The 21,245-nt window shown below is 48.8% G+C and carries 16 protein-coding genes and 1 tRNA gene; 8 read left to right on the top strand and 9 right to left on the bottom strand.

Annotated elements, in window-relative coordinates:
* Window positions 1-157: 157 nt before the first annotated feature.
* Window positions 158-442, bottom strand: a complete 285-nt coding sequence (locus tag OGV83_RS11080; protein WP_134769192.1) for a YfcZ/YiiS family protein — start codon at window positions 440-442, stop codon at window positions 158-160.
* A 371-nt stretch (window positions 443-813) separates the two neighbouring features.
* On the opposite strand from OGV83_RS11080, the gene fadL reads away from it, so the two are divergent.
* On the top strand, window positions 814-2,163 hold the full coding sequence (gene fadL / locus OGV83_RS11075) for a long-chain fatty acid transporter FadL (protein ID WP_024130146.1): 1,350 nt from the start codon (window positions 814-816) through the stop codon (window positions 2,161-2,163).
* Between the two features lie 62 nt (window positions 2,164-2,225).
* Here fadL and mlaA read toward each other — a convergent pair whose 3' ends face one another.
* Window positions 2,226-2,981, bottom strand: a complete 756-nt coding sequence (gene mlaA, locus OGV83_RS11070) for a phospholipid-binding lipoprotein MlaA (RefSeq protein ID WP_024130145.1) — start codon at window positions 2,979-2,981, stop codon at window positions 2,226-2,228.
* A gap of 288 nt (window positions 2,982-3,269) precedes the next feature.
* Here mlaA and OGV83_RS11065 point away from each other — a divergent pair, with 288 nt between their 5' ends.
* Both OGV83_RS11065 and OGV83_RS11060 read left to right on the top strand, forming a co-directional pair.
* On the top strand, window positions 3,270-4,202 hold the full coding sequence (locus tag OGV83_RS11065; RefSeq protein ID WP_012131426.1) for a formate/nitrite transporter family protein: 933 nt from the start codon (window positions 3,270-3,272) through the stop codon (window positions 4,200-4,202).
* 75 nt (window positions 4,203-4,277) lie between these two features.
* A tRNA-Arg gene (locus OGV83_RS11060) sits at window positions 4,278-4,352 on the top strand.
* A 172-nt stretch (window positions 4,353-4,524) separates the two neighbouring features.
* On the opposite strand, the gene OGV83_RS11055 is transcribed toward OGV83_RS11060, so the two are convergent.
* Window positions 4,525-6,129 (bottom strand): MFS transporter, encoded by a 1,605-nt coding sequence (locus OGV83_RS11055; protein ID WP_248622924.1) that lies wholly within the window; start codon window positions 6,127-6,129, stop codon window positions 4,525-4,527.
* A gap of 627 nt (window positions 6,130-6,756) precedes the next feature.
* On the opposite strand from OGV83_RS11055, the gene OGV83_RS11050 reads away from it, so the two are divergent.
* Window positions 6,757-8,181 carry a glucose/sorbosone family PQQ-dependent dehydrogenase gene (locus OGV83_RS11050; protein WP_200004874.1) on the top strand — a complete coding sequence of 475 codons (1,425 nt, stop codon included), beginning with the start codon at window positions 6,757-6,759 and terminating at the stop codon, window positions 8,179-8,181.
* Between the two features lie 42 nt (window positions 8,182-8,223).
* Here the strand turns inward: OGV83_RS11050 and OGV83_RS11045 are convergent, their stop codons facing one another.
* From OGV83_RS11045 to gap, 3 genes are all read right to left on the bottom strand, one after another.
* A complete protein-coding gene (locus OGV83_RS11045; protein ID WP_049011460.1) occupies window positions 8,224-9,786 on the bottom strand; it encodes a sensor domain-containing diguanylate cyclase in 1,563 nt (520 codons plus the stop codon).
* A complete protein-coding gene (dosP, locus tag OGV83_RS11040; protein ID WP_286463580.1) occupies window positions 9,783-12,326 on the bottom strand; it encodes an oxygen-sensing cyclic-di-GMP phosphodiesterase DosP in 2,544 nt (847 codons plus the stop codon). Before dosP ends, OGV83_RS11045 begins: the two co-directional genes overlap by 4 nt.
* 384 nt (window positions 12,327-12,710) lie before the next feature.
* Window positions 12,711-13,712: a type I glyceraldehyde-3-phosphate dehydrogenase gene (gene gap / locus OGV83_RS11035; RefSeq protein ID WP_012131419.1), complete on the bottom strand. Its 1,002-nt coding sequence runs from the start codon at window positions 13,710-13,712 to the stop codon at window positions 12,711-12,713.
* Between the two features lie 182 nt (window positions 13,713-13,894).
* Between gap and OGV83_RS11030 the strand changes: the two genes are divergently transcribed.
* Entirely contained in the window at window positions 13,895-14,236 is a 342-nt protein-coding gene (locus OGV83_RS11030; protein WP_071818848.1) for a helix-turn-helix transcriptional regulator, read from the top strand.
* A gap of 211 nt (window positions 14,237-14,447) precedes the next feature.
* Here the strand turns inward: OGV83_RS11030 and OGV83_RS11025 are convergent, their stop codons facing one another.
* On the bottom strand, window positions 14,448-15,350 hold the full coding sequence (locus OGV83_RS11025; RefSeq protein WP_012131418.1) for a LysR family transcriptional regulator: 903 nt from the start codon (window positions 15,348-15,350) through the stop codon (window positions 14,448-14,450).
* A gap of 525 nt (window positions 15,351-15,875) precedes the next feature.
* Here OGV83_RS11025 and OGV83_RS11020 point away from each other — a divergent pair.
* The 3 genes from OGV83_RS11020 to OGV83_RS11010 all read left to right on the top strand — a co-directional run bounded on the left by OGV83_RS11020 (window position 15,876) and on the right by OGV83_RS11010 (window position 18,792).
* Window positions 15,876-16,556 (top strand): hydrolase, encoded by a 681-nt coding sequence (locus tag OGV83_RS11020; RefSeq protein ID WP_012131416.1) that lies wholly within the window; start codon window positions 15,876-15,878, stop codon window positions 16,554-16,556.
* A 65-nt stretch (window positions 16,557-16,621) separates the two neighbouring features.
* Window positions 16,622-16,900 carry a XapX domain-containing protein gene (locus OGV83_RS11015; protein ID WP_012131415.1) on the top strand — a complete coding sequence of 93 codons (279 nt, stop codon included), beginning with the start codon at window positions 16,622-16,624 and terminating at the stop codon, window positions 16,898-16,900.
* Complete coding sequence (locus OGV83_RS11010; protein ID WP_012131414.1) at window positions 16,897-18,792, top strand: amidohydrolase; 1,896 nt, start codon at window positions 16,897-16,899, stop codon at window positions 18,790-18,792. The genes OGV83_RS11015 and OGV83_RS11010 overlap by 4 nt, the downstream gene beginning before the upstream one ends.
* 246 nt (window positions 18,793-19,038) lie before the next feature.
* Here OGV83_RS11010 and OGV83_RS11005 read toward each other — a convergent pair whose 3' ends face one another.
* Complete coding sequence (locus tag OGV83_RS11005; RefSeq protein ID WP_115625769.1) at window positions 19,039-20,550, bottom strand: EAL domain-containing protein; 1,512 nt, start codon at window positions 20,548-20,550, stop codon at window positions 19,039-19,041.
* A gap of 62 nt (window positions 20,551-20,612) precedes the next feature.
* Window positions 20,613-21,194, bottom strand: coding sequence for a LuxR C-terminal-related transcriptional regulator (locus tag OGV83_RS11000; RefSeq protein ID WP_047462248.1), 582 nt, complete (start codon window positions 21,192-21,194; stop codon window positions 20,613-20,615).
* Between the last annotated feature and the right edge of the window lie 51 nt (window positions 21,195-21,245).

The following is a 21,245-nucleotide window of genomic DNA, read 5'->3' as shown; positions in this document are numbered from 1 at the left end:
TAAAATAAGTGGTCTGACCTGATCACAGTCTTAACCAATTTTTTACATTTCGCCAAGCGGAGACGCCAGAAAGTGAGAGCTAAGACACAGAGGATAGTAACAGAGGGTTACGAAAATGCCCCTGCCAGAATTTGACAGGGGCATTCAAAGAAGGGGATTAACGCAGACCCAGCTGGAAGATCAGCGTTTCAGCTTCGCAGGCGAAGACAAAGTCGATGTCCAGACGCACGCCTTCAGCTTCTTCGGTAAAGGTGGATGTAATCTGGCAAGGTTCAGACTCCACGCCACGCGCTTTTTCTGTCAGAGCCGCCAGCGTTTCTTCGGCCTGCTCGCGGTTTTCAAACACACGGCTGTAGGACGCGGTGCAATCGGAGTTGTCCATAATGGTGCCAACATCCATACAGCAGCAAACCGGGGTTTCATCAGCACTGCATTTACTCATTGTAGATTTCCTCTGTATTTGCACTCAAGGTGCCAGATAAATATTGAGGATATTTTACGCTCGTGGAAAAAGGCTCTCCAGTCGTTAATGATGCAAAATGGGATAAGTGACCGAAATCACACTTAAAAATGATCTAAAACAAAAATCGCCCAATCGAGTGAGTGCGCCAGGCCTCAAATTTGCCAGCTGGATCGCGTTTCTACGATCACAATTGAAAAATATTATAAACATACTTGCAACATTCCAGCTGGTCAGACCTATACTCACGCCACTGGTCTGATTTCTCTGTCGTACCTCAGACCCTACACTTCGCGCTCCTGTTACGGCATGTAACATAGTTTGTATAAAAATAAATCGATGAGGTTATGGTCATGAGCCAGAAAACCCTGTTTACAAAGTCTGCTCTCGCAGTCGCAGTGGCAATCGTCTCCACACAGGCCTGGTCTGCAGGCTTTCAGTTAAACGAATTTTCTTCCTCTGGCCTTGGCCGGGCTTATTCGGGTGAAGGCGCTATCGCAGATGATGCCGGTAACGTTAGCCGCAACCCGGCGTTAATTATGATGTTCGATCGCCCCACCTTCTCTGCGGGTGCGGTGTATATCGATCCAGATGTCAATGTGACCGGCCGCTCTAACTTAACCGGGCAAAATGCCAACGCGAATAATATTGCGCCAACAGCGTGGGTTCCTAACCTACACTTCGTTGCGCCGATCAACGATCAGTTCGGTTGGGGGGCATCCATTACCTCCAACTACGGCCTCGCCACCGAATTCAATAAAGATTATTCAGCCGGTATCTATGGCGGTAAAACAGACCTGCAAACGGTGAACCTGAACCTCAGCGGCGCCTATCGCCTGAATAATAGCTGGAGCTTCGGGGTTGGTTTTGATGCGGTTTACGCGAAGGCTAAAATTGAGCGCTATGCGGGTTCCCTCGGTCCGGTGCTTTCACAACAGCTGGTTGGACAAGGCGTACCCTCTCAGTGGACGGATGGCATTAACTCCCCTGACTCCCAGATCGCCCACCTGAAGGGTGATGAGTGGGGATTCGGCTGGAACGCAGGTATCCTGTATGAACTCGACAAGGATAACCGTTGGGGTCTGACCTACCGCTCTGAAGTGAAAATCGACTTCGAAGGCGATTACAAAAGCTCCATTAACCCAAATCTGAACAATATTTTCGCCAGTATGGGGCTTTCAAGCCTGCCATACGGCACTGGCGGCGCAACACAGAATGGTTCCTTAACCCTGAACCTGCCTGAAATGTGGGAAATCTCCGGTTATAACCGCGTCGCGCCGCAATGGGCTATCCACTATAGCCTGACTTATACCAGCTGGAGCCAGTTCCAGGAGTTAAAAGCCAAAGGCGACGACGGCCAGACGCTCTTCTATAAAGATGAAAGCTTTAAGGATGCGTACCGTATCGCGTTGGGTACGACCTACTACTACGATAAGAACTGGACTTTCCGTACCGGTATCGCGTATGACGATAGCCCGGTTCCGGCAAACAAACGTTCCATTTCTATTCCCGATCAGGACCGTCTGTGGCTGAGCGCGGGTGCAACTTACGCCTTCAATGAAGATGCTTCTATTGACGTTGGCGCATCCTATATGCACGGTCAGAACGTGAAATTCACCGAAGGGGAAGGCCCGGCAGCTTACTCCTTCAAGTCTGACGGTAAAGCCTGGCTGTTCGGTACGAACTTTAACTACGCGTTCTGATTTTCATCAGACGTAAAAAAAGGTGAGTCTTTTGACTCACCTTTTTTATTGGCCTCGTGTGGTTATTCAGAATCAATCTCTTTAAGATCGTCCTGAATCGCCTGGGCATTCGGGTTTTCCTGCGGTTTAAGCTTCCCGCCGTTAGCGATGAAGTCATGACGCTGGAAGTATGCTTCACGCACCAGAATATACGGGTCGGAAGACTGACGCAGCAGACCATCGGAATCCAGCAGTTGCGCGCGGGTTTCAATTCCTTCAATGGTCCATTTACCGATCGACATCGGCCAGGTGAGCCAGGAGAGAACCGGATAAAGGGTATCGGCCATATCACCGCCATCTTCACGCAGCGTGAAGCTGCCATAGAACGGAAGTTGCACGTAGGGGCCATACCCCACGCCGTAATGGCCTAACGTACTGCCGAAACGGTGCGGTTCAACACGCTGTAGTTTTGGATTCGCCATCCCCGCAACATCAATAAAGCCCCCCATCCCCAAAATACTATTCAGGAAGAAGCGGGTGAAGTGCACCATGCCCTGATAGGGATCGCCCTGCAGGAAATAGTTCACCATAATCGCAGGCTCTTCGAGGTTGCTGGTAAAATTACTCAAACCATTTCTGGCAGGCTGCGGAACATAATCACGCCAGGCGACAGCGACCGGTCGAACGACATACGGGTCCAACACGTTAAAGTTGAAGTTGTACATAGTGCGGTTAAATCCTTCGAGCGGATCTGAACGCCCCTGCTGTTCTGTACCGGAGCTTGCACATCCCACCAGCAGTGTGCTCCCCAGCGCAAGCGCCGACAGGCGAAGCTTCATAAATGTCTCCCTGTTGATTATGGCTATCGCTGATTGCCATCCATGACGGAACGAGACCGTATCCGCCTGTTTAGGTGTGAGCGATTGTAACAGCACGTCAAATGATGTCTATATACTGATTCTTGTTGATTTGATCATAGCCTGTAACTCTGGCTCATGGCGGGTTTCATTCTAACCGGGCGGGTAAAAACGCGCGTCGCCTTTTTTGCGATTTCAGAGTTTGCCCTGCCTTCAGTCGGATAAAAGCCACTACGCTTTAGACAAATGTGTTCATCACGAGGTCTCACAATGGATAAATTCAGCGAAGAGAAAATTGATCAACACAGTGACGAACTCGAAGTCGAAAGCGAAGAAAAACAACGCGGGAAAAAGATAGAGGTCGACGAGGATCGCCTCCCCTCACGCGCGATGGCGATTCACGAACATATCCGCCAGGACGGCGAAAAAGAGCTGGAGCGTGACGCTATGGCGCTGCTGTGGTCAGCCATTGCCGCAGGGCTCTCAATGGGCGCCTCGCTACTGGCGAAAGGTATTTTTCACGTACAGCTGGACGGCGTCCCCGGCAGTTTTTTACTTGAGAATCTGGGTTATACCTTTGGTTTTATCATCGTCATCATGGCGCGCCAGCAGTTGTTTACTGAAAATACCGTCACCGCCGTTCTGCCGGTGATGCAAAACCCGACGATGGGCAACGCGGGTCTGCTGATGCGGCTCTGGAGCGTGGTGTTACTGGGCAACGTAGTCGGTACTGGCATCGCCGCATGGGCTTTTGAATATATGCCTATATTTGACGAAGAAACGCGTGATGCGTTTGTCAAAATCGGCATGGATGTGATGAAAAACAGCCCTGGCGAGATGTTTGCCAATGCCATTATTTCCGGCTGGATCATTGCCACAATGGTATGGATGTTTCCTGCTGCCGGCGCCGCAAAAATCGTGGTGATCATTCTGATGACCTGGCTTATCGCCCTCGCTGACACGACTCATATCGTCGTGGGTTCGGTTGAAATCCTCTATCTGGTGTTTAACGGCACGCTGCACTGGAGCGACTTTTTCTGGCCCTTTGCTTTGCCCACGCTGGCGGGGAATATCTGCGGCGGTACATTCATCTTCGCGCTTATGAGCCATGCGCAGATCCGTAATGATATGAGCGCCAGACGCAAAGAAGAGGCCAGGCTGCGTGCCGGAAAGAAAGCAGAAAAGCAGAAAAAACAGTCCTGAATGGCGACAGTTTGAGCAGTCAGGCGGCGATATACTTACTGTGCAGGGTAAAAAACGCTATACTCGTGCCGCCTCGTCTCCTTAGTTAAATGGATATAACGAGCCCCTCCTAAGGGCTAGTTGCAGGTTCGATTCCTGCAGGGGACACCATACATATCTCTCCTGACATCTGCCGGGTTCAGTAAAACCACCACAATCAGCCATCGTCTTGTGATTTTGCATTTCTACATTGCCACGCGGCAGACAGGATGATGCGTGATTCAGTCCTGCCGCCCCACAACGTTCTATTATTCACCAGACGGTATAAGCTGAACGCTTATTTTTATTCCTCTTGTATGACAAAGGATTCCGCTACACTCGCAGAAAAATAGTGTGTTGCTTTTTTATTCAGAATGACGTCATCCAGCTGCTGCTGTATTTGTCTGTCATCGACAGTCGCTCTGTCGTGCTGACGCAGATGTTCAGCCAATGACGACACCATGAATGTTTCAATAAATTCATTGGATTTCTCAGGAACTACAAACAGTCCCCAGGCGTAACCGCCATCCCTTAACCGGATATTTTTTAACTTTTTCATCAAACTGATAAATTGGCCATTCTTTTCAGCATCGACATGATAATAAACAGACACCAGCATCGGGCCGGTATGGCCGGTAATATCATTAAGACCATCCTCAGCAAGGCTAAAGTGGTCTGAATGCTGCAAGTTAATATTGTCATGGTTAATTTTTACCTTTAATACGCATAACCAGACAACGACAATACCGATTGCGGCAGAAAGTAATGCTGTGGTTACTGACGTATGCGAGGCAATTTGTCCCCAGACCAGAGAACCGAATGCCATTGACCCGGAAAATACGGTCAGGTACAAGGCCAGCCCTCTTGCGCGAACCCAGTCCGGGAGCGCTGTCTGGGCTGATATCATGAGCGTTGACAAGGTAATAATCCAGCTGAAACCAGCCACAATACTGGCGAAAATAGCGGCATATTGAGATGCTGCTCCGGCGAATATCAGTAATACGGCAGCAGTACCGAATGTTCCTGAGGTAATAAGAGCGCCGGCACTGAGTCGCTTACGCAACGCAGGCAAACTGAATGCGCCACAGACAGCGCCGATCCCGATACTGGTTGTTAACACGCCATATAATGTTGCATCTCCCTGAAGTGAGAGTCTCACCACCAACGGGAGCATTGCCCAATACGCGCTGGCAAAAACAAAGAAGCTGGCAGCCTTTATTATTGTTCTCATTAATTCCGGGCTGTAACGGGCATAACGCAAACCTGAAACCATTGCGGCAACAACAGATTCAGCCGGAAGACTCCCGTTCGTTTTTTCTTCTCCTTTCCACCACCATACCGCAGCAATAATCGCAATAAAACTCAACGCATTCAGAAGAAAAGGAAGATAAAGACCGACCTGTGAAATCAAAATACCGGCCAGCGCGGGCCCGATCGCCCGGCTGATGTTAATACCCATACTGTTTAACGCAATCCCGGATTTTAATTCATGAGGTTCAACAATAGCAGGTACAATGGCCTGCCATGCCGGGCCTAAAAACGCGGCGCCGGATCCGAGAATAAACGTGATGAATAATAACCATCCGATACTGACAACATTAAAATAGACGATAATTGCGAGCAGAGACGCGGCACACAGCATCATAATATTAACAAGAATAAGTAATTTTCTCTTGTCGAAAATATCCGCAATAGCCCCCGCCGGTAACGCCAGCAAGAATACGGGCAGCGTGGTCATTGCCTGAATAGCGGCAATCATAACAGGGTCCGGGCTTAAATTGGTCATCAACCAACCAGCGCCAACATCATTCATCCAGGTCCCGATATTGGAAAAGAGTGTGGCTATCCATAACATGAAGAAAACACGGTTACGTAAAGGTGACCATGCTGATGAATGTTGTTCTGCCATATAAATATGCCCTCCAGCTTAAGATGACCGGTAATCATTTACTTGTCACAGGTATCAACGATATCGTAATCAAAATACAAAACAGGAAAAGAAGATTTATGGGGAATATTTAGATACAGTCCCTTATCTCATGACATTACCTTTTATAAAAACAAATAACAAGAATTAAAATCCGCGTTCAGACAATACCATCTCCGGTAGAAATGTGCCTGATAATCCTTAAATAAAGTGTTATCACTGAAAAATAGAGATTATTCATGGACATCACTCTCATTATAGAACACAACCACATAATCCAGTGGGTGAAAATCAACATTAACAACACATGTCGGACAGTGAATTTCAAAAAATGAGACAATAAATTCATATCGCGATATTGTGAGAAGCCAACAAATGAACCTCTAACAACTGCCAGAGAAAACATTCAGTACAAACAATACGTTAAACAACACCCCAATGCCGACACACCCAAGCCGACTTATTCCACCTTATCGCAACAGATTCATTTTTAATAAATTATCGGCTTCTGGCGCAACTTGACAAATTACCTTTAAAGGACAATAGTTGTTACATCTTCGAAAATTTCGACATTCGTCGAAACTATTTATCATATACAGGAACACAATGATGAATAATAAAATAAAGCGCATCAGTCAGGCTGTTACGTTAGCCCTTGCCATGTCTGGCGTTAGTTATGCCGCAACCTCATCACAGGCCGCAAATTCAAAACAAACCGAGATACAAGCCTCAGAACCTTTTTCCGCGCATGTCCTCATTAGCGGGCTTGATGCCCCGTGGGATATGGTGTGGGGGCCGGATGATTATTTATGGGTAACCGAACGTAAAGCCGCTTCTATCGATCGTATCAACCCGAAAACCGGTGAGAAAAAAGTCGCCATTACGCTGAGCGGGGTTCATACCGGGCCGCAGCATGAAGGCGTTCTGGGCCTGGCGTTGTCACCGAACTTCATGAAACCGGGTGGCGATAATTATGTTTATACGGCCTATACCTATATGAACGGCGACAAGGAACACGCCAAAATCGTTCGCCTGGAATATGACGAAAAAACCCAGAAGCTGGGTAATGAAAAAGAGATCCTGGCTGGATTCCCGGCGGGCAATGACCATAACGGTGGACGCCTGCGCTTTGGCCCGGACGGGAAGTTGTATTATACCATCGGTGAACAAGGGCATAACCAGGGCGCGAATTTCTGTAAACCTATCGAAGCTCAGCGTATTCCCACTGAGGATGAACTGAAGAATAAAGACTATGCCGCCTATGCCGGTAAAGTGCTGCGTCTGAATACCGATGGCTCTATTCCAGATGATAACCCCGTTATTAAAGGCATCAAAAGCCACCTGTTTACTTACGGACACCGTAACCCTCAGGGACTGGTATTTATTGGCGATACCCTTTACGCATCCGAACAAGGGCCATCCTCCGATGATGAGCTGAATATCCTCGAACCCGGCGGCAACTATGGCTGGCCACACGTTGCCGGTTTCCAGGACGATCAGGCTTACGTTTATGCCAACTACTCTGAAGCGGCGAATTGCCCGTCTCTGACCTGGGACCCTAACCATATTCCGGCAGGCGTTCCGGTCCAGAAAGAAACAGAGTGGAAAGCCGCAGACTTTAAAGCGCCAATTAAAACGTTCTTTACGGTCAAAGAAGGCTTTACCTATAACGACGCCAGCTGCGGCCCGGATTCTTCATATATCTGCTGGCCGACAATTGCGCCATCCAGCGTGGCATACTACCCGGAAAACGGCGTAATTAAAGGCTGGCGAAACTCGGTGATTATCAGCTCCATGAAAAATGGCGCGCTATACCGTGTTCTGCTGAATGCCGATAAGAAAGATGTTCAGGGTGACGTCGCGAAATATTTCCACACGGCAAACCGTTACCGCATGGTGCTGGTCAGCCCGGACACCCGTAAAATCTACGTGGCGACGGATAACTTTGGTAATGTGATGGATGAATCCAACCATCCAACGCATAATCTGAGTAACCCGGGTTCTATTATCGTCTTTGAATACACGGGCAAATAATTCAATAACCGGCGAATACGAATAAGGTATTCGCCTGCTTTTTTATCCTGCGACCACCTGGTTTCTGCCCGCCTGTTTCGCCTGGTACATCAATTCATCAGCCCGTTTCAGCGCCTGAGAGACAGAGTCAACGCCCGACGGCCACACCGTCACGCCAAGAGAAATGGTGATATGCCCTACCGTCTCTATCTTTGCGGCGGCGACCTCTTTTCTCAGCCGCTCCGCAATATCCGCCGCAGCCTCTACCGACGTCTCCGGGAAAAACATCATAAACTCCTCTCCTCCCATACGGCAGGCGGTATCATTTTTACGACAGCTTCGCTTCAGCAGCTGCGCCAGCGCTTTTAACGTAACATCGCCAATGTCATGACCAAACGTGTCGTTGACGGCTTTGAAGCGATCGATATCCAGAGAAATCACCGCAAACTGTCGCTGCTGATGTTCGTATTCAGCCAGCAGTTTCTCTGCCGCCCGTCGGTTGACCAGGCCGGTAAGCGGGTCAGTGCTGGCCTGATCGTTCAGCCATTTCATTTTCTCCCGGATTAATTCCATTCCCTGAAGCAACGCGCGCCTGAGTCGGGAGGCTTCGATATACCACGATCGAACGTTTCGTACTTTTTCTGCGGACTCATCGCTGTCCATCGAAATGGCGTGATCCGCCAGTTGACGCAATGGTCTGACGATTTCATTCCCCAGCCACCAGAGAATGAACAACCCCACAATACCCAGCGGTACAACGCCGCGTATCATTTGCCACATGAGCCCATCAAGCGCAGTAAGGGTTTTATCTTTTGGTTTTTGCGCCACAACGCCCCAGCCCGAAGTATTTATACTGGCATACCCTGCCAGCATTTCCACGCCACGGGAGTTTGTCACCTCCATCGCGCCGCTCAGCCCTTGCTCCACGGCTTTCACTGCGGCATTGCCTTCCTCTTTTTCCCCTCTGCGGGCCGGATCGGGGTGATATAAGAGCTGGTCATTTTTATCAACGACATAAATATAGCTGTCATCATTGCGGAAATGATTAGAAATGAGCGCAGAAAGAACGTTGCTTCTTTGCAGATAAATCGCGCCGCCAATAAAACCGAGGTATTTCCCCTGCGCATTCCTGACGGGATGTGAAATATACACCACCAGATTACCGGACAAAGAATTGTAGGCGCTGCTGACCGTCGGCTGCATTTCTTTGAGAGCCTCGACGCCGCCTGGCGTGGTCAGCATTTTCCCCTTCAGGTTCAGGGATTCAGGCAGCACGCCAATAATTTTGCCTTTTTCATCCACCAGCGTAACGGAATCAAAACCAAAATCTCGCCGCTGCATCCTCATCATTTCACCAGCGATAATGCTCTCATCATCGAAATGCTGACCGATGACGCTCGCACTGTATTCCAGACGCTCCATGAAAACCGCCAGATACAAATCAATAGTGGAAGCAATCCTCTCCGCATATGCCTGGTTTTCACTGAGTTCATTCTCAATGAGTACCTGCTTCTGGACACGCCAGGCTGAATAGAAACTATTGAAAAGAGTAAGGAGGGTCATCAGAAACGCAAAAGCAATAATAAGCAGACGCAAATTCAGCATCTGTAACAGTTTTTTCTTCATGATTGTGCATCCTGCAAGGGTGAACGGTAAGCCTCTAGCCATACCGGTAACGTATTCGCCGACAATGGTCGGGAAAAAAGAAATCCCTGAAGTACGGAACAGCCCATTTTTCTCAGTTGCTGATGCTGATGGGTATTTTCCACACCTTCCGCCACAACCGTCAGGTCGAGGTTATGCCCAATACTAACAACCGCTTCGACCAGCGCATTGACGCGACGATCGCGGGCGAACCGGTCAATGAAGCTTTTATCAATTTTGACCTCCGTCACCGGCAGATACGCCAGGCTGGCCAGACTGGAAAAGCCGGTGCCAAAATCATCCATTGAGACCCCCGCGCCCATCGTGCGAATCTCCCTGACCCGCGCAAGCATCTCGTCCGTCAGTTCCATCATGGCGCTTTCCGTAATTTCAATGGTCAGGACATTGCCGGGCAGCTGATATTCATTCAGCAGGTCGGCGATATAACGGGGTAAATCAGGCTTACGGAAGTTATGGGCAGACAGGTTTACAGATACCGCCGACACATTCGTGCCCTTTTCCCTCCATTCAAAAAGCTGTCGGCAGACTTCACGCAGCGCCCAGAGGCCGATATGCTCTATCTCTCCCGTCTCTTCAGCCAGAGGAATAAACGTCCCTGGAGAGATGTCGCCAGCGTGCGGATCGTGCCATCGGGTCAGCGCTTCAAAACCGTATACCTGCCCGTCCGCAGCCCTGATCTGAGGCTGATATTCCAGCCGCAAATGCCCCTCCGTAATCGCATTTCGCAGCGCCATGCCCAGTTTCAGACGTTGCATGACGGCCTGATTCAGTTCCGGGTTAAAAAACTGATAGCTTCCACCGCTTTCACGTACCCGCTCCATCGCGCTCTCGGCGTGGGCCAGCAGCGTTTCCCTGTCGCCGCCAATGGAATGGCTGATCCCAATACAGGCTTTAAGCTCGAAGGTCTGCCCGGCGGCGCTCATTTCAGCGCCAACGATATGCTGCATAAGCTCAGCCAGGTGTGAGGCCTCATCAACACGACAGGCGCTCGCCACCACAACAAACTGCGCGCCACCCACCCGGCTGATAAAGTGATGCGGCCCGAACCTCTCCTGCAAGCGGTTAGCCAGCGTGATAATCACCTGGTCGCCAGCGGAATACCCCAGTGACTCATTCACCTTACGAAAGCGGTTAATATCGAGGAAAAACACGGCGAGTTCCGGTTCGTTACCCGACAGCAGTTTATCCAGATGGTGATAGAGATACTGACGATTGGGCAGCCCCGTAAGGGCATCGAACCGAACCAGCCGGTCGATTTGCTGGCGACCTTCCTCCCGCTCAATCGCCAGAGCGCAAAGATGAACGCTGGCATCGGCAATGCGAACCAGAAATGTATCCGGCTCATTCTGTGTCCTGAAATAAAAAGCAAACGTCCCTGCCACGGAACCATCTCGACGTTTTACAGGGTATGTCCAGCATGCCCGAAAACCATGAGGCAACATCTGATGTTTATAGGGAGCCCATAGAGGATCGGTGCTGATATCCTGAACCATGACGGGCTCGCCACGCGCAGCACAAGTACCGCAGCTTGCCACGCCTTCACCGACGGCCACGCCATCCCAGTATTCACCATATTCTTTTGGAAAACCGGGAGCTGCCCACGGGCGCATCCGGTTATCGACGATCCGGCATACCGAGACCAGTACGCCTGGCGCAATATTTCCAATTCGCTGGCAGATGTAATCACCCGTTTCCTGGAAAGTCATCCGGCTGGTCAGCGCGGCCAGTACATCCCGTTCCAGATTACGAATATTACGTTCTTCCGTAATATCAACGAAGGTTACGACAAGGTTACGGGTCTGGCGGTGGTCACGCTCATTGAGGACAGGGTTTACCGAAACCCGGCTCCAGACTTCCCTGCCGTTTCTGGTCGCGGTGAGGAGTTCTTCCTGAAACCAGCGACTTCCCCGCAGATGTTCTTCCACACGCTTTAGCGCGTCATCGCTGTTTCCTGAAGACAGCAGGAAATCAGGGAACACCTGGTTCATGGCTTCGTCTGCGCCATATCCAAACATGCTGGTGAATGCACGGTTGGTCTGGACAATACGACGTTGTTCATCCAGAACAACCACGGCTCTGTCCGTGTTATTGACGGCAAGTAACAACAGACGGTTTTGCTCGCGTCTGGCCACCTCTTTGCTGACGTCCCGGGCGGCGGCCATGTAGTGGATGCGGCCATCCACATCTATTTTGGAGAGCGAAAAGCTGGTCCAGACCTGCGTGCCGTCTTTTCGTTCCAGTTGAAGTTCACGATTCATCCCGACAACCCGGGAATTTCCCCCGTCGCGGTGATGGTGGACATAATCCCCGTGAACATGCTTCAGAGGCCCGGGAATTAATATATTCATATCCCGGCCAAGCACTTCATCCCTGGAATAGCCCCACAATTTCTCTGCGGCTTCGTTAAAGAACAGAACCCGGTTACGCTCGTCGACGAGGACAACCGCCATGAACGTCTGCTCAAGAGCAGGAAACAGAATATTGTCAGCCGCAGCTTTCATTTTCAGATAACTCCTCAACAGATAATGCCTGACTAACGGAAAGTCGCATTATCCTGAACAATTGTCCCTGCAAACCACAGCCTCAGGCAGGCCGATACATGGTGATGACGTCACCTGCCGCATTTCGCTATTCAAACCCTGTAGGAAAAGTCTACTGAAGCAAACGGATTACTTCCACTCAGCGGTATAAAATATGTCACGATTATCATGCCTGCTATTCCTTTCCTGCCCGGTTCCTTTTCTTACGCAGTACGAAGCCATGTTTGCCGTTTTCATTACCTGAACGACAGCGCACATCAACAATAAAAATCCGACATAACCTAAATTTATATCACCATTTAAAAACCCCCGCATTTTTGTGCAGGGGCTTCTTTTCAACAAAAATCAGAGGGAAATATACTTCTTCAATACTCTGACCAACTGGGTCACAAACCCGTATTCATTATCATACCAGGCGACCGTCTTGACCAGTTGCACGCCGTCAAATTCTGTTACTTCCGTTTGGGTCGCATCAAAAACGGAACCAAAATGGATGCCAATAATATCAGACGATACAATTGGCTCATCCGTATAGCCAAATGACTCATTATCAACTGTTGCATTTCTCAGCGCGTTATTGACCTCTTCAACGGTGACGGTCTTATTCAGGACGGTCACTAACTCCGTCACTGAACCCGTTTTTACCGGAATGCGTTGGGCATGACCTTTCAGTTTCCCGTTAAGTTCAGGAATAACAAGACCAATCGCTTTGGCCGCCCCTGTCGTATGCGGGATAATATTTTCCGCCGCAGCACGAGAAGCCCTGAAGTCTTTACCTCGGGGACCATCCACCAGAGCCTGGGTGCCGGTATAAGCATGTACCGTCGTCATCGTGCCGACGTTAATACCAAAGGCGTCATTCAGGGCTTTTGCCACCGGCGCCAGACAGTTTGTCGTACAGGACGCAACGGAAATAATGTTATCAGCAGAAGTGAGCGTTTCATCATTCACATGATAAACGATGGTCTTCATATCGCCTGCAGGCGCGGAGATAAGCACTTTTTTCGCCCCGGCTTCAATATGGGCATTCGCTTTTTCTGCTGAAGTATAAAAACCGGTACATTCCACAACAACATCAATACCCAGGCTACCCCAGGGGATATCACCCGCATTTTTCTCAGCAAATACTTTGATGACTTTACCATTGACGATAATTGAACCGTCAGCATGGGAAACCGTGCCGTTAAAGGGACCATAGTTTGAATCATATTTCAGCAAATAAGCCAAAACATCCGGCGAGGTAAGATCGTTTATAGCGACAATTTCCACATTCAGTTCGGTTTCCAGAATCCGGCGTAATACCAGTCTACCAATACGACCGAAACCATTGATGCCAATTCTTTTCATATTCAATCCTCAAAATAAAAGCACTCATAAGACACTACCAACATACACAACAAGGTTGCCGATGCTGTATAATTTTATTGCTGGTTATCATCAAAAAAACTGCACAATAAAGTTCGATATAAGCATTATGATTATGATACGTTGATACATAATCAATAACCGAAAATGGCAGATGTATTATCATGTACAAAAGTGTGCTCGACGTTCTACTTGAATGGCTCCACAACAATACAGACAAACCATTACGAATTACTGACATAGCCGCGAGATCTGGATATTCTCCCTGGCACCTCCAGAGAATATTCAAGTCGCATACCGGCGTAACCCTTGGTCAGTATGTGACAGAGTTAAAATTAAATAAGGCCTTTGAACTTTTATCGACAACCAGGACACCGATAATGGATGTGTCCTTTATCGTAGGTTTTTCCAGTCAGCAAGCCTTTTCAAGACGATTCCATCAATACTTTGGGAAAACGCCAGGACAAGTCAGACGCGATATGACAGAAAAAAGAGAACGCGTTTAATTTCAACCGAACATCAGGCAAGCATAATTTTAAAGAGCAACGAACATCTTATCCCTTCTGGAATACCAGGGATTACATCACTTTGATGATCATATGATAGTTATCAGCGTCGGCTTGACACGGCCATTTTATGTCACTGCCTGAGCCCATCAATACTCAAATAACATATTCACTATCCTGATTTAGTTGACAACATCAGCCCCTACATCACTCATGTTTTTTTAATCGGGTCGACGATGCCGGCAATTCTTTCGGCCAGAAATGGCAATAAGATCCGGGTCACTGCGCTGCGCTGGCGATGTTTTGGATACAGCGCGCTGATCGTCAGCGGAGGCGGCGAGTAATCAGACAATATCTGCACTAAAGCGCCTTGTTGCAGCGAGTCTTCAACGATAAAAAGCGGCAAAAGCGCAATACCGGCCCCCGCTTCTGCGGCCTCGCGGATCACGTCCCCGTTATTACTGCTCAGATTGCCTCTGACGGCATACGTATTCGGTGAATTTTCCTCCGTCAATTTCCAGCCGAATTGCCCCTCCCGACCATACAAAAGGCAGCTATGCTGCGCCAGTTCAGAAGGCGCCAGAGGCGTACCGTGCAAACGGAGATAATCCGGGCTGGCGCAAATCACCATCGGTAATTTACCCAGACAGCGAGCAATTAAGGTAGAGTCCATCAGGTTCCCGATACGCAAAACCATATCGTAGCCTTCGCCCACCACATCAACATATCTGTCATTCATATCAATATGAACGGTAAGTTCTGGATGCGCCGCCTGAAATTCAACAATCAGGGGGGCAAGTCGCCTGATGCCGTATGTCATCGGCAGGCTAATCCTGAATGACCCGGCCAGTTTTTGCTGCCGGGCGGAGATAACCTGCTCGGCTTCATGAACCTCTTCCAGAATGCGCCGGGCATGATGAAAAAAAGCCTGGCCGGTATCCGTAACGGACAACTTTCGGGTATTTCGCACCAGTAATCGGGCTGAAACTTTTTTCTCCAGCGCGGCCATTCTTCTGCTGACAAATTGTTTGGATAGACTCAGGTGTTCGGCTGCTGCTGTAAAACTTCCCATATTTACGATGGTTACAAAAATTCGAATATCTTCTAAATGCATTACTGTCACCAGATACGGGACGTATGATTGTCCTGTTATGAATACAGTCCCTATAATAGTTTACCGGTGGTGAAATCGTAAACCCCATGAGTCATGACAAGGAACAATATTTAATAAATAATAAGTTTCCAAAAGTTTTCTTAAACATGTTGTATAAAATTCTTAAACAAGACATGAGAAAAATATGATTGTCACATTTTAAAAGACAGTGAGTAATGTTTTTGAACATTGATGTTAGCCATAAAACTTCTAAACTGAGTCTGTCGTCACATTCTGACCGACAGATCAAAATGATGGTAAAGATATTCCCCTGTCATTAATCAGATGACGGATGGATAACAAATAAAAAGGAAGAGTACGCGGATAAGGAACGAACATTGCTGACAGCACGTATACCGTAACATGAAATAAGTGCAACGGGAAAATGTTGAACGTCAGGAAGGAATAACACGGCATTATTCTCTTCGGGAATGCGCATTTCTAATCATGTTGTGCTTACACTATATTAGTTCAGGAGAAAGTGATATGTCTCATTACCTTGATGTCCTCACCCCGCAGAACAGTCAACTGATTTTTATCGACCAGCAACCCCAGATGGCCTTCGGGGTACAATCTATTGACCGTCAGGTACTGAAAAACAACGTTGTTGGCCTGGCCAAAGCGGCAAAACTGTTTAATATCCCCACCACCATCACGACCGTAGAAACCGAAAGTTTTTCCGGTAACACCTATCCCGAACTCCTGGCCGTTTTCCCGGAAAACAACATCCTGGAACGTACTTCAATGAACTCATGGGACGATCAGAACGTGCGTGATGCGCTGGCGGCGAATGGTCGTAAGAAAGTGATTGTTTCCGGTCTGTGGACGGAAGTCTGTAACACCACGTTTGCCCTGTGTGCAGTCAAAGACGCGGATTATCAAATCTATATGGTTGTTGATGCTTCCGGCGGCACCTCCGTTGATGCGCACAAATACGCTATCGATCGTATGGTTCAGGCAGGCATCGTACCGGTAACCTGGCAGCAGGTCATTCTTGAGTGGCAGCGCGACTGGGCCCGTAAAGAGACCTACAACGGCATTATGGATATCGTGCGTGAACACTCCGGTGCCTACGGCATGGGCGTCGATTATGCCTATACTATGGTTCATAAAGCGCCTGAGCGCGTACAACACGGCGAACGTATCGGCCCAAACCCGGCTAAATAACACCTCCAACTGATTTACGGCAGGCGTAATGCACCACGCATTGCGCCTGTCCTGATGAGGTCCGCATGAAAATGTATATCCTTTCTCTGGGTGCCGGACTTCTTGTCGGCATTATTTACAGTTTGCTGAATGTCCGCTCCCCCGCCCCACCGCTGATAGCCCTCCTTGGCTTGCTGGGAATGCTGGTCGGCGAACAAGTTATTCCGGTAGGCAAACAACTTCTGTCCGGCACAGCCTTTTCTTCGGCCTGTACCAAAACACATGCCATCAGCCATATCTTCGGGCAGCTCCCCGGCCGCCAGGCAGCTGAAGACAGTCATTCCTCAGAGGAGAAACGCTCATGACACAACATGTTGTCGCAGACGTTATTCTGCATCATGGTCTGTTTACCACTCTCGATAAAAGCAACCCAACCGCCAGCGCCGTCGCAGTCAAAGACGGGAAGTTTCTCGCGGTTGGCGGCGACGCTGAAATTATGGCCTTCGCGGGTCCGGCAACCAAAGTCGTCGACCTGAAAGGCAAACGGGTATTACCCGGGCTGATTGATAACCATACGCACGTAGTACGCGGCGGGCTTAATTACAATATGGAGCTTCGCTGGGATGGCGTACGTTCGCTGGCTGACGCGATGGATATGTTGCGTCGGCAGGTAGCCATCACCCCGGCACCGCAGTGGGTTCGCGTGGTTGGCGGTTTTACTGAACATCAGTTTGTGGAAAAGCGTCTGCCAACTATCGAAGAGATCAACGCCATTGCGCCGGACACCCCGGTGTTTCTGCTGCATCTCTATGACCGCGCGCTCCTGAACGCCGCGGCTTTGCGTGCTGTCGGGTATACAAAAGAGACGCCGGAACCACCCGGAGGCGAGATAACCCGCGATGCGAAAGGCAATCCTACCGGATTATTACTGGCACGCCCCAACGCAGGCATCCTTTATGCCACGCTGGCTAAAGGCCCCAAACTGCCGTTTGACTACCAGGTTAACTCCACCCGCCATTTCATGCGTGAGCTGAATCGTCTGGGCGTAACCGGTGTCATCGACGCCGGTGGCGGATTCCAGAATTACCCCGATGACTACGCCGTTATTCAGAAACTTGCAGATGAAAATCTGATGACCGTGCGCCTGGCCTATAACCTCTTCACGCAGAAACCCCAGGAAGAGAAAGAGGATTTCCTCAACTGGACCCGCTCCGTCACCTACAAACAGGGTAACGACTACTTCCGCCATAACGGCGCCGGTGAAATGCTGGTATTTTCAGCGGCGGATTTCGAAGACTTCCGCCAGCCGCGACCGGATATGCCGCCGGAAATGGAAGGCGAGCTGGAAGAAGTGGTTCGCATTCTGGCGGAAAACCGCTGGCCCTGGCGTCTGCATGCCACCTATGACGAGACCATTTCTCGCGCCCTCGATGTTTTTGAGAAGGTCAATCAGGATATCCCGCTTGAAGGGATTAACTGGTTCTTCGACCACGCCGAAACAATTTCTGAGCGTTCAATCGATCGTATCGCGGCGTTAGGCGGCGGTATTGCGGTTCAGCACCGTATGGCATATCAGGGTGAATATTTCGTTGAGCGTTACGGTGCCGGCGCTGCGGAAGCCACGCCGCCCATTGCCCGTATGCTGGAAAAAGGGGTGAAAGTGTCCGCCGGTACGGATGCCACCCGCGTAGCATCCTATAACCCGTGGGTTTCTCTCGCCTGGATGATCACCGGGAAAACCGTGGGAGGCATGCAGCTTTATCCGCGTCGTAACTGTCTGGATCGGGAAACAGCGCTCCGAATGTGGACGGAGAACGTCACCTGGTTCTCCAATGAAGAAGGTAAAAAAGGCCGTATTCAGGCCGGTCAGTTCGCTGACCTCATTGTGCCGGACAAAGACTTTTTTGCCTGCGCCGAGGATGAGATCTCCTTCCTGTCTTCAGAATTAACGATGGTGGGCGGAAAAATCGTCTGGGGGGCGGGTCCTTTCGAATCCCTGGATGACAATCCTGTCCCACCCGCGATGCCGGACTGGTCGCCAACGCGCACCTTCAAAGGCTACGCCGCATGGGGAGAGCCAGAAGGCGCGGGGAAAAACTCGCTTGCCGTACGACAAATGGCGATGGCCTCCTGCGGTTGCTCTCACGGCTGCGGCCTGCACGGGCACGATCATGCTGGCGCATGGACATCCAGCCTGCCGGTATCGGATCTGAAAGGGTTCTTTGGCGCGCTTGGCTGCTCCTGCTGGGCTGTCTGACCGTGGAACCTGACATGACATTTTCACAACGTCTGACGCATGCCGTTCGCCCCCTTATCGGGGCGGCGGTATGCCGTTGGCTGGCTGGACGTGCAGAAAAAGACGGCTGACGAGTAAAAAAACATTCAACAATGGCGGTAATCCGTGGTGGATCATTCGTGACAGTCGTGAACTGTATATCGCCCACCACTTACTCCAGGTAATATGCGCATGATATATCGATAACTTTCGCATTATTATCATAAATTAACACAGTAATACTTTGTCGCTCTGAATAATATACTGCATTAAATGAAAACTGGACAATGGCATTGACCAGTAATTCCCCTGTTGTAAAACAACACCGCGCAGTGATAAATAGTGGTACTGCTGATCATTTTCAATACCATCCGCGATAATCGTATAGTTTTTATTTACTGCCGAACGAATAATATCATCAACACTCGCGACAGGTTCTTTGGAGTCCGAAATTAATCTGGTAACTGACTTTTCAATTCTGACAGCATCAACCGGAAGGTATAAATTACGGTCAGCATTTAAACGTTCTAAAAATAAGGAGCTCATTTTAATTTTAATGCCTTCGACACGTAACCTCCTGAGAACTGAATCAAACTCAAGCGTTGTATCACGATAAACAACCTCAGGAAATTCCAGCGTCAGTTTTACATCGCTGGGCAAGCGTTTTTGAAACTCAACAAACGAATCAATAAGTTCTGGCATAGCGATCATCGATTCACTAAGTCGGAAATTAATGTAGAATGTTCTCGGCAGTCTGAGGCGTAAAGAGAGTATATCTTTTTCCACCTGTCGTAAAATGAAGTTAACTAATGGAGATATCATCCCGGTTTTATTTGCCAGAGAGATAATCTCTTCATTAATAACGGATGTATCGTTCCCCTTCTTCCATCGCATGACCACTTCTGCGCCATATAACGCCCCGGAAGCACAATTCATGACGGGTTCGTAATAAGGAACGAACTGCTGTTTGCGCAGCCCCCGGCGAAGTTGTATATACCGGGACATCGCGATTCGTTGTAGCGTATAGTTAAACAGAAAAGCGGCAGGGACGGCAATCGCTGCGGATAAAAAGAGAATAAAAATAAAGTTAAGAACAGAAGCAATGCCCGTATGTTCCGGGTATTCCATTACCTGATAATCAAACATATTAGATTGTTGCCAGGCGGAGTTTTGAAAATCAATACTGCTTGTACTGATTAACTTATCATCGGAGAGAATATTTCCATTCACGTTAACAAGTAAACGACTGTCTGCAAGCAGCGACTTAAACCAGTAGGTGCTGATCGTCACCACTATTGCGTTATTTCCTCTCACAGTAACGTAGGCTAATACAGGCTCCCCGCGAAATGCCGGCGTTTCATCAACTAAAAATAGCCGATTACCGTTCTCCCCTGCGGTTAAATTGCTGAGTTCAGGTTTTGCCATCCCGGATGAGCAATATACCTGCGAATCCTGCAACAGGAAAATGCCCCCAATATGCGGATAACGGTGTATCTGTTTCGTCAGCATACGCACCGTTTCATCTGAGCAGCGTTCTGTTAAATGGGCGGTCAACGAATCTGATATCTGTTTCGCTTCAAACAGTAGCGAATCTACGCGCTGGATTAATGCTCTTTTGTCATTATCTATCCGGCTGGACGCGCCCAGCCAAAAAGTCACCATGCCGGTTATAGTGATGGTTAAGAATACGATCACAAAAACTAGCTTGTTTCCCACCAATCCCCCAGCATGTTGTTTCATTGAGTTCTGTAAAAGTCCCTTTAAATATAAGCAAGACTCATTGTCATCCTGGCTTACGTAGATTAAACCTCTATTAAAACCTCACTCCGCCTTTTTGTAAAGGTTTCAGGCGTGATGACAGAGAGTTTAACCGGTTTTCGCATTTGATTGTTTTTATACTCAACATACTCATGCCACAATCTCAGCCAGGCCAGATACTCAACGAAAAACTTTGTTGTTTTATTGATGCTCAGCTTTCGCAAGGCGTTCATTTTTTGATTACTGATCGTCTTTTCGCTGACCTTGAACTGTTCTGCAATTCGTCGTTGACTGATCCCCTGACAAACTTTTTTTATGACCCGTAACTCACTTACGGTTAATACTTCTCGCTTCCGTCTGACAGCGGGATGAGATTTCGTTTTTGATAGCAGCGTTTCGATTTTGAATTTTCTGTTTTTCTCGGTGAGATAAATACGCCGACAATGTGAAAAAATCAAAATCGGTTCATGGAAAAAAGGCATCTTTGCCTCTTCAGTATCAAGCATATAGAGACAATCGCGCCCCGTATCAAACACAATCAAATTACGGGTGGTATTCAATGCCATTCTTTCTACTAATGCGCTAACCCCAAGATGGAAAAAACTATTTTCTGAGATTACAATCATTCATCCCTCACTCTATTCTTCCTGAAGAAAATTGTTTTTTAATGTTATAAA

The sequence above is a fragment of the Citrobacter sp. CK189 genome, from assembly GCF_030333505.1.
GTDB lineage: Bacteria > Pseudomonadota > Gammaproteobacteria > Enterobacterales > Enterobacteriaceae > Citrobacter_B > Citrobacter_B koseri.
This window is presented reverse-complemented; position numbering and strand designations above follow the sequence as displayed.

Bases quoted from the DNA above. Each gene is read 5' to 3' on its own strand.
- OGV83_RS11055 (WP_248622924.1), bottom strand. From the start codon at position 6,129: ATGGCAGAACAACATTCATCAGCATGGTCACCTTTACGTAACCGTGTT.
- gap (WP_012131419.1), bottom strand. From the start codon at position 13,712: ATGAAAAGAATTGGCATCAATGGTTTCGGTCGTATTGGTAGACTGGTA.
- OGV83_RS11025 (WP_012131418.1), bottom strand. From the start codon at position 15,350: ATGCATTTAGAAGATATTCGAATTTTTGTAACCATCGTAAATATGGGA.
- dosP (WP_286463580.1), bottom strand. From the start codon at position 12,326: ATGAAAGCTGCGGCTGACAATATTCTGTTTCCTGCTCTTGAGCAGACG.
- OGV83_RS11020 (WP_012131416.1), top strand. From the start codon at position 15,876: ATGTCTCATTACCTTGATGTCCTCACCCCGCAGAACAGTCAACTGATT.
- mlaA (WP_024130145.1), bottom strand. From the start codon at position 2,981: ATGAAGCTTCGCCTGTCGGCGCTTGCGCTGGGGAGCACACTGCTGGTG.
- OGV83_RS11045 (WP_049011460.1), bottom strand. From the start codon at position 9,786: ATGAAGAAAAAACTGTTACAGATGCTGAATTTGCGTCTGCTTATTATT.
- OGV83_RS11015 (WP_012131415.1), top strand. From the start codon at position 16,622: ATGAAAATGTATATCCTTTCTCTGGGTGCCGGACTTCTTGTCGGCATT.
- OGV83_RS11080 (WP_134769192.1), bottom strand. From the start codon at position 442: ATGAGTAAATGCAGTGCTGATGAAACCCCGGTTTGCTGCTGTATGGAT.
- fadL (WP_024130146.1), top strand. From the start codon at position 814: ATGAGCCAGAAAACCCTGTTTACAAAGTCTGCTCTCGCAGTCGCAGTG.
- OGV83_RS11000 (WP_047462248.1), bottom strand. From the start codon at position 21,194: ATGATTGTAATCTCAGAAAATAGTTTTTTCCATCTTGGGGTTAGCGCA.
- OGV83_RS11030 (WP_071818848.1), top strand. From the start codon at position 13,895: ATGTACAAAAGTGTGCTCGACGTTCTACTTGAATGGCTCCACAACAAT.
- OGV83_RS11010 (WP_012131414.1), top strand. From the start codon at position 16,897: ATGACACAACATGTTGTCGCAGACGTTATTCTGCATCATGGTCTGTTT.
- OGV83_RS11005 (WP_115625769.1), bottom strand. From the start codon at position 20,550: ATGAAACAACATGCTGGGGGATTGGTGGGAAACAAGCTAGTTTTTGTG.
- OGV83_RS11065 (WP_012131426.1), top strand. From the start codon at position 3,270: ATGGATAAATTCAGCGAAGAGAAAATTGATCAACACAGTGACGAACTC.
- OGV83_RS11050 (WP_200004874.1), top strand. From the start codon at position 6,757: ATGAATAATAAAATAAAGCGCATCAGTCAGGCTGTTACGTTAGCCCTT.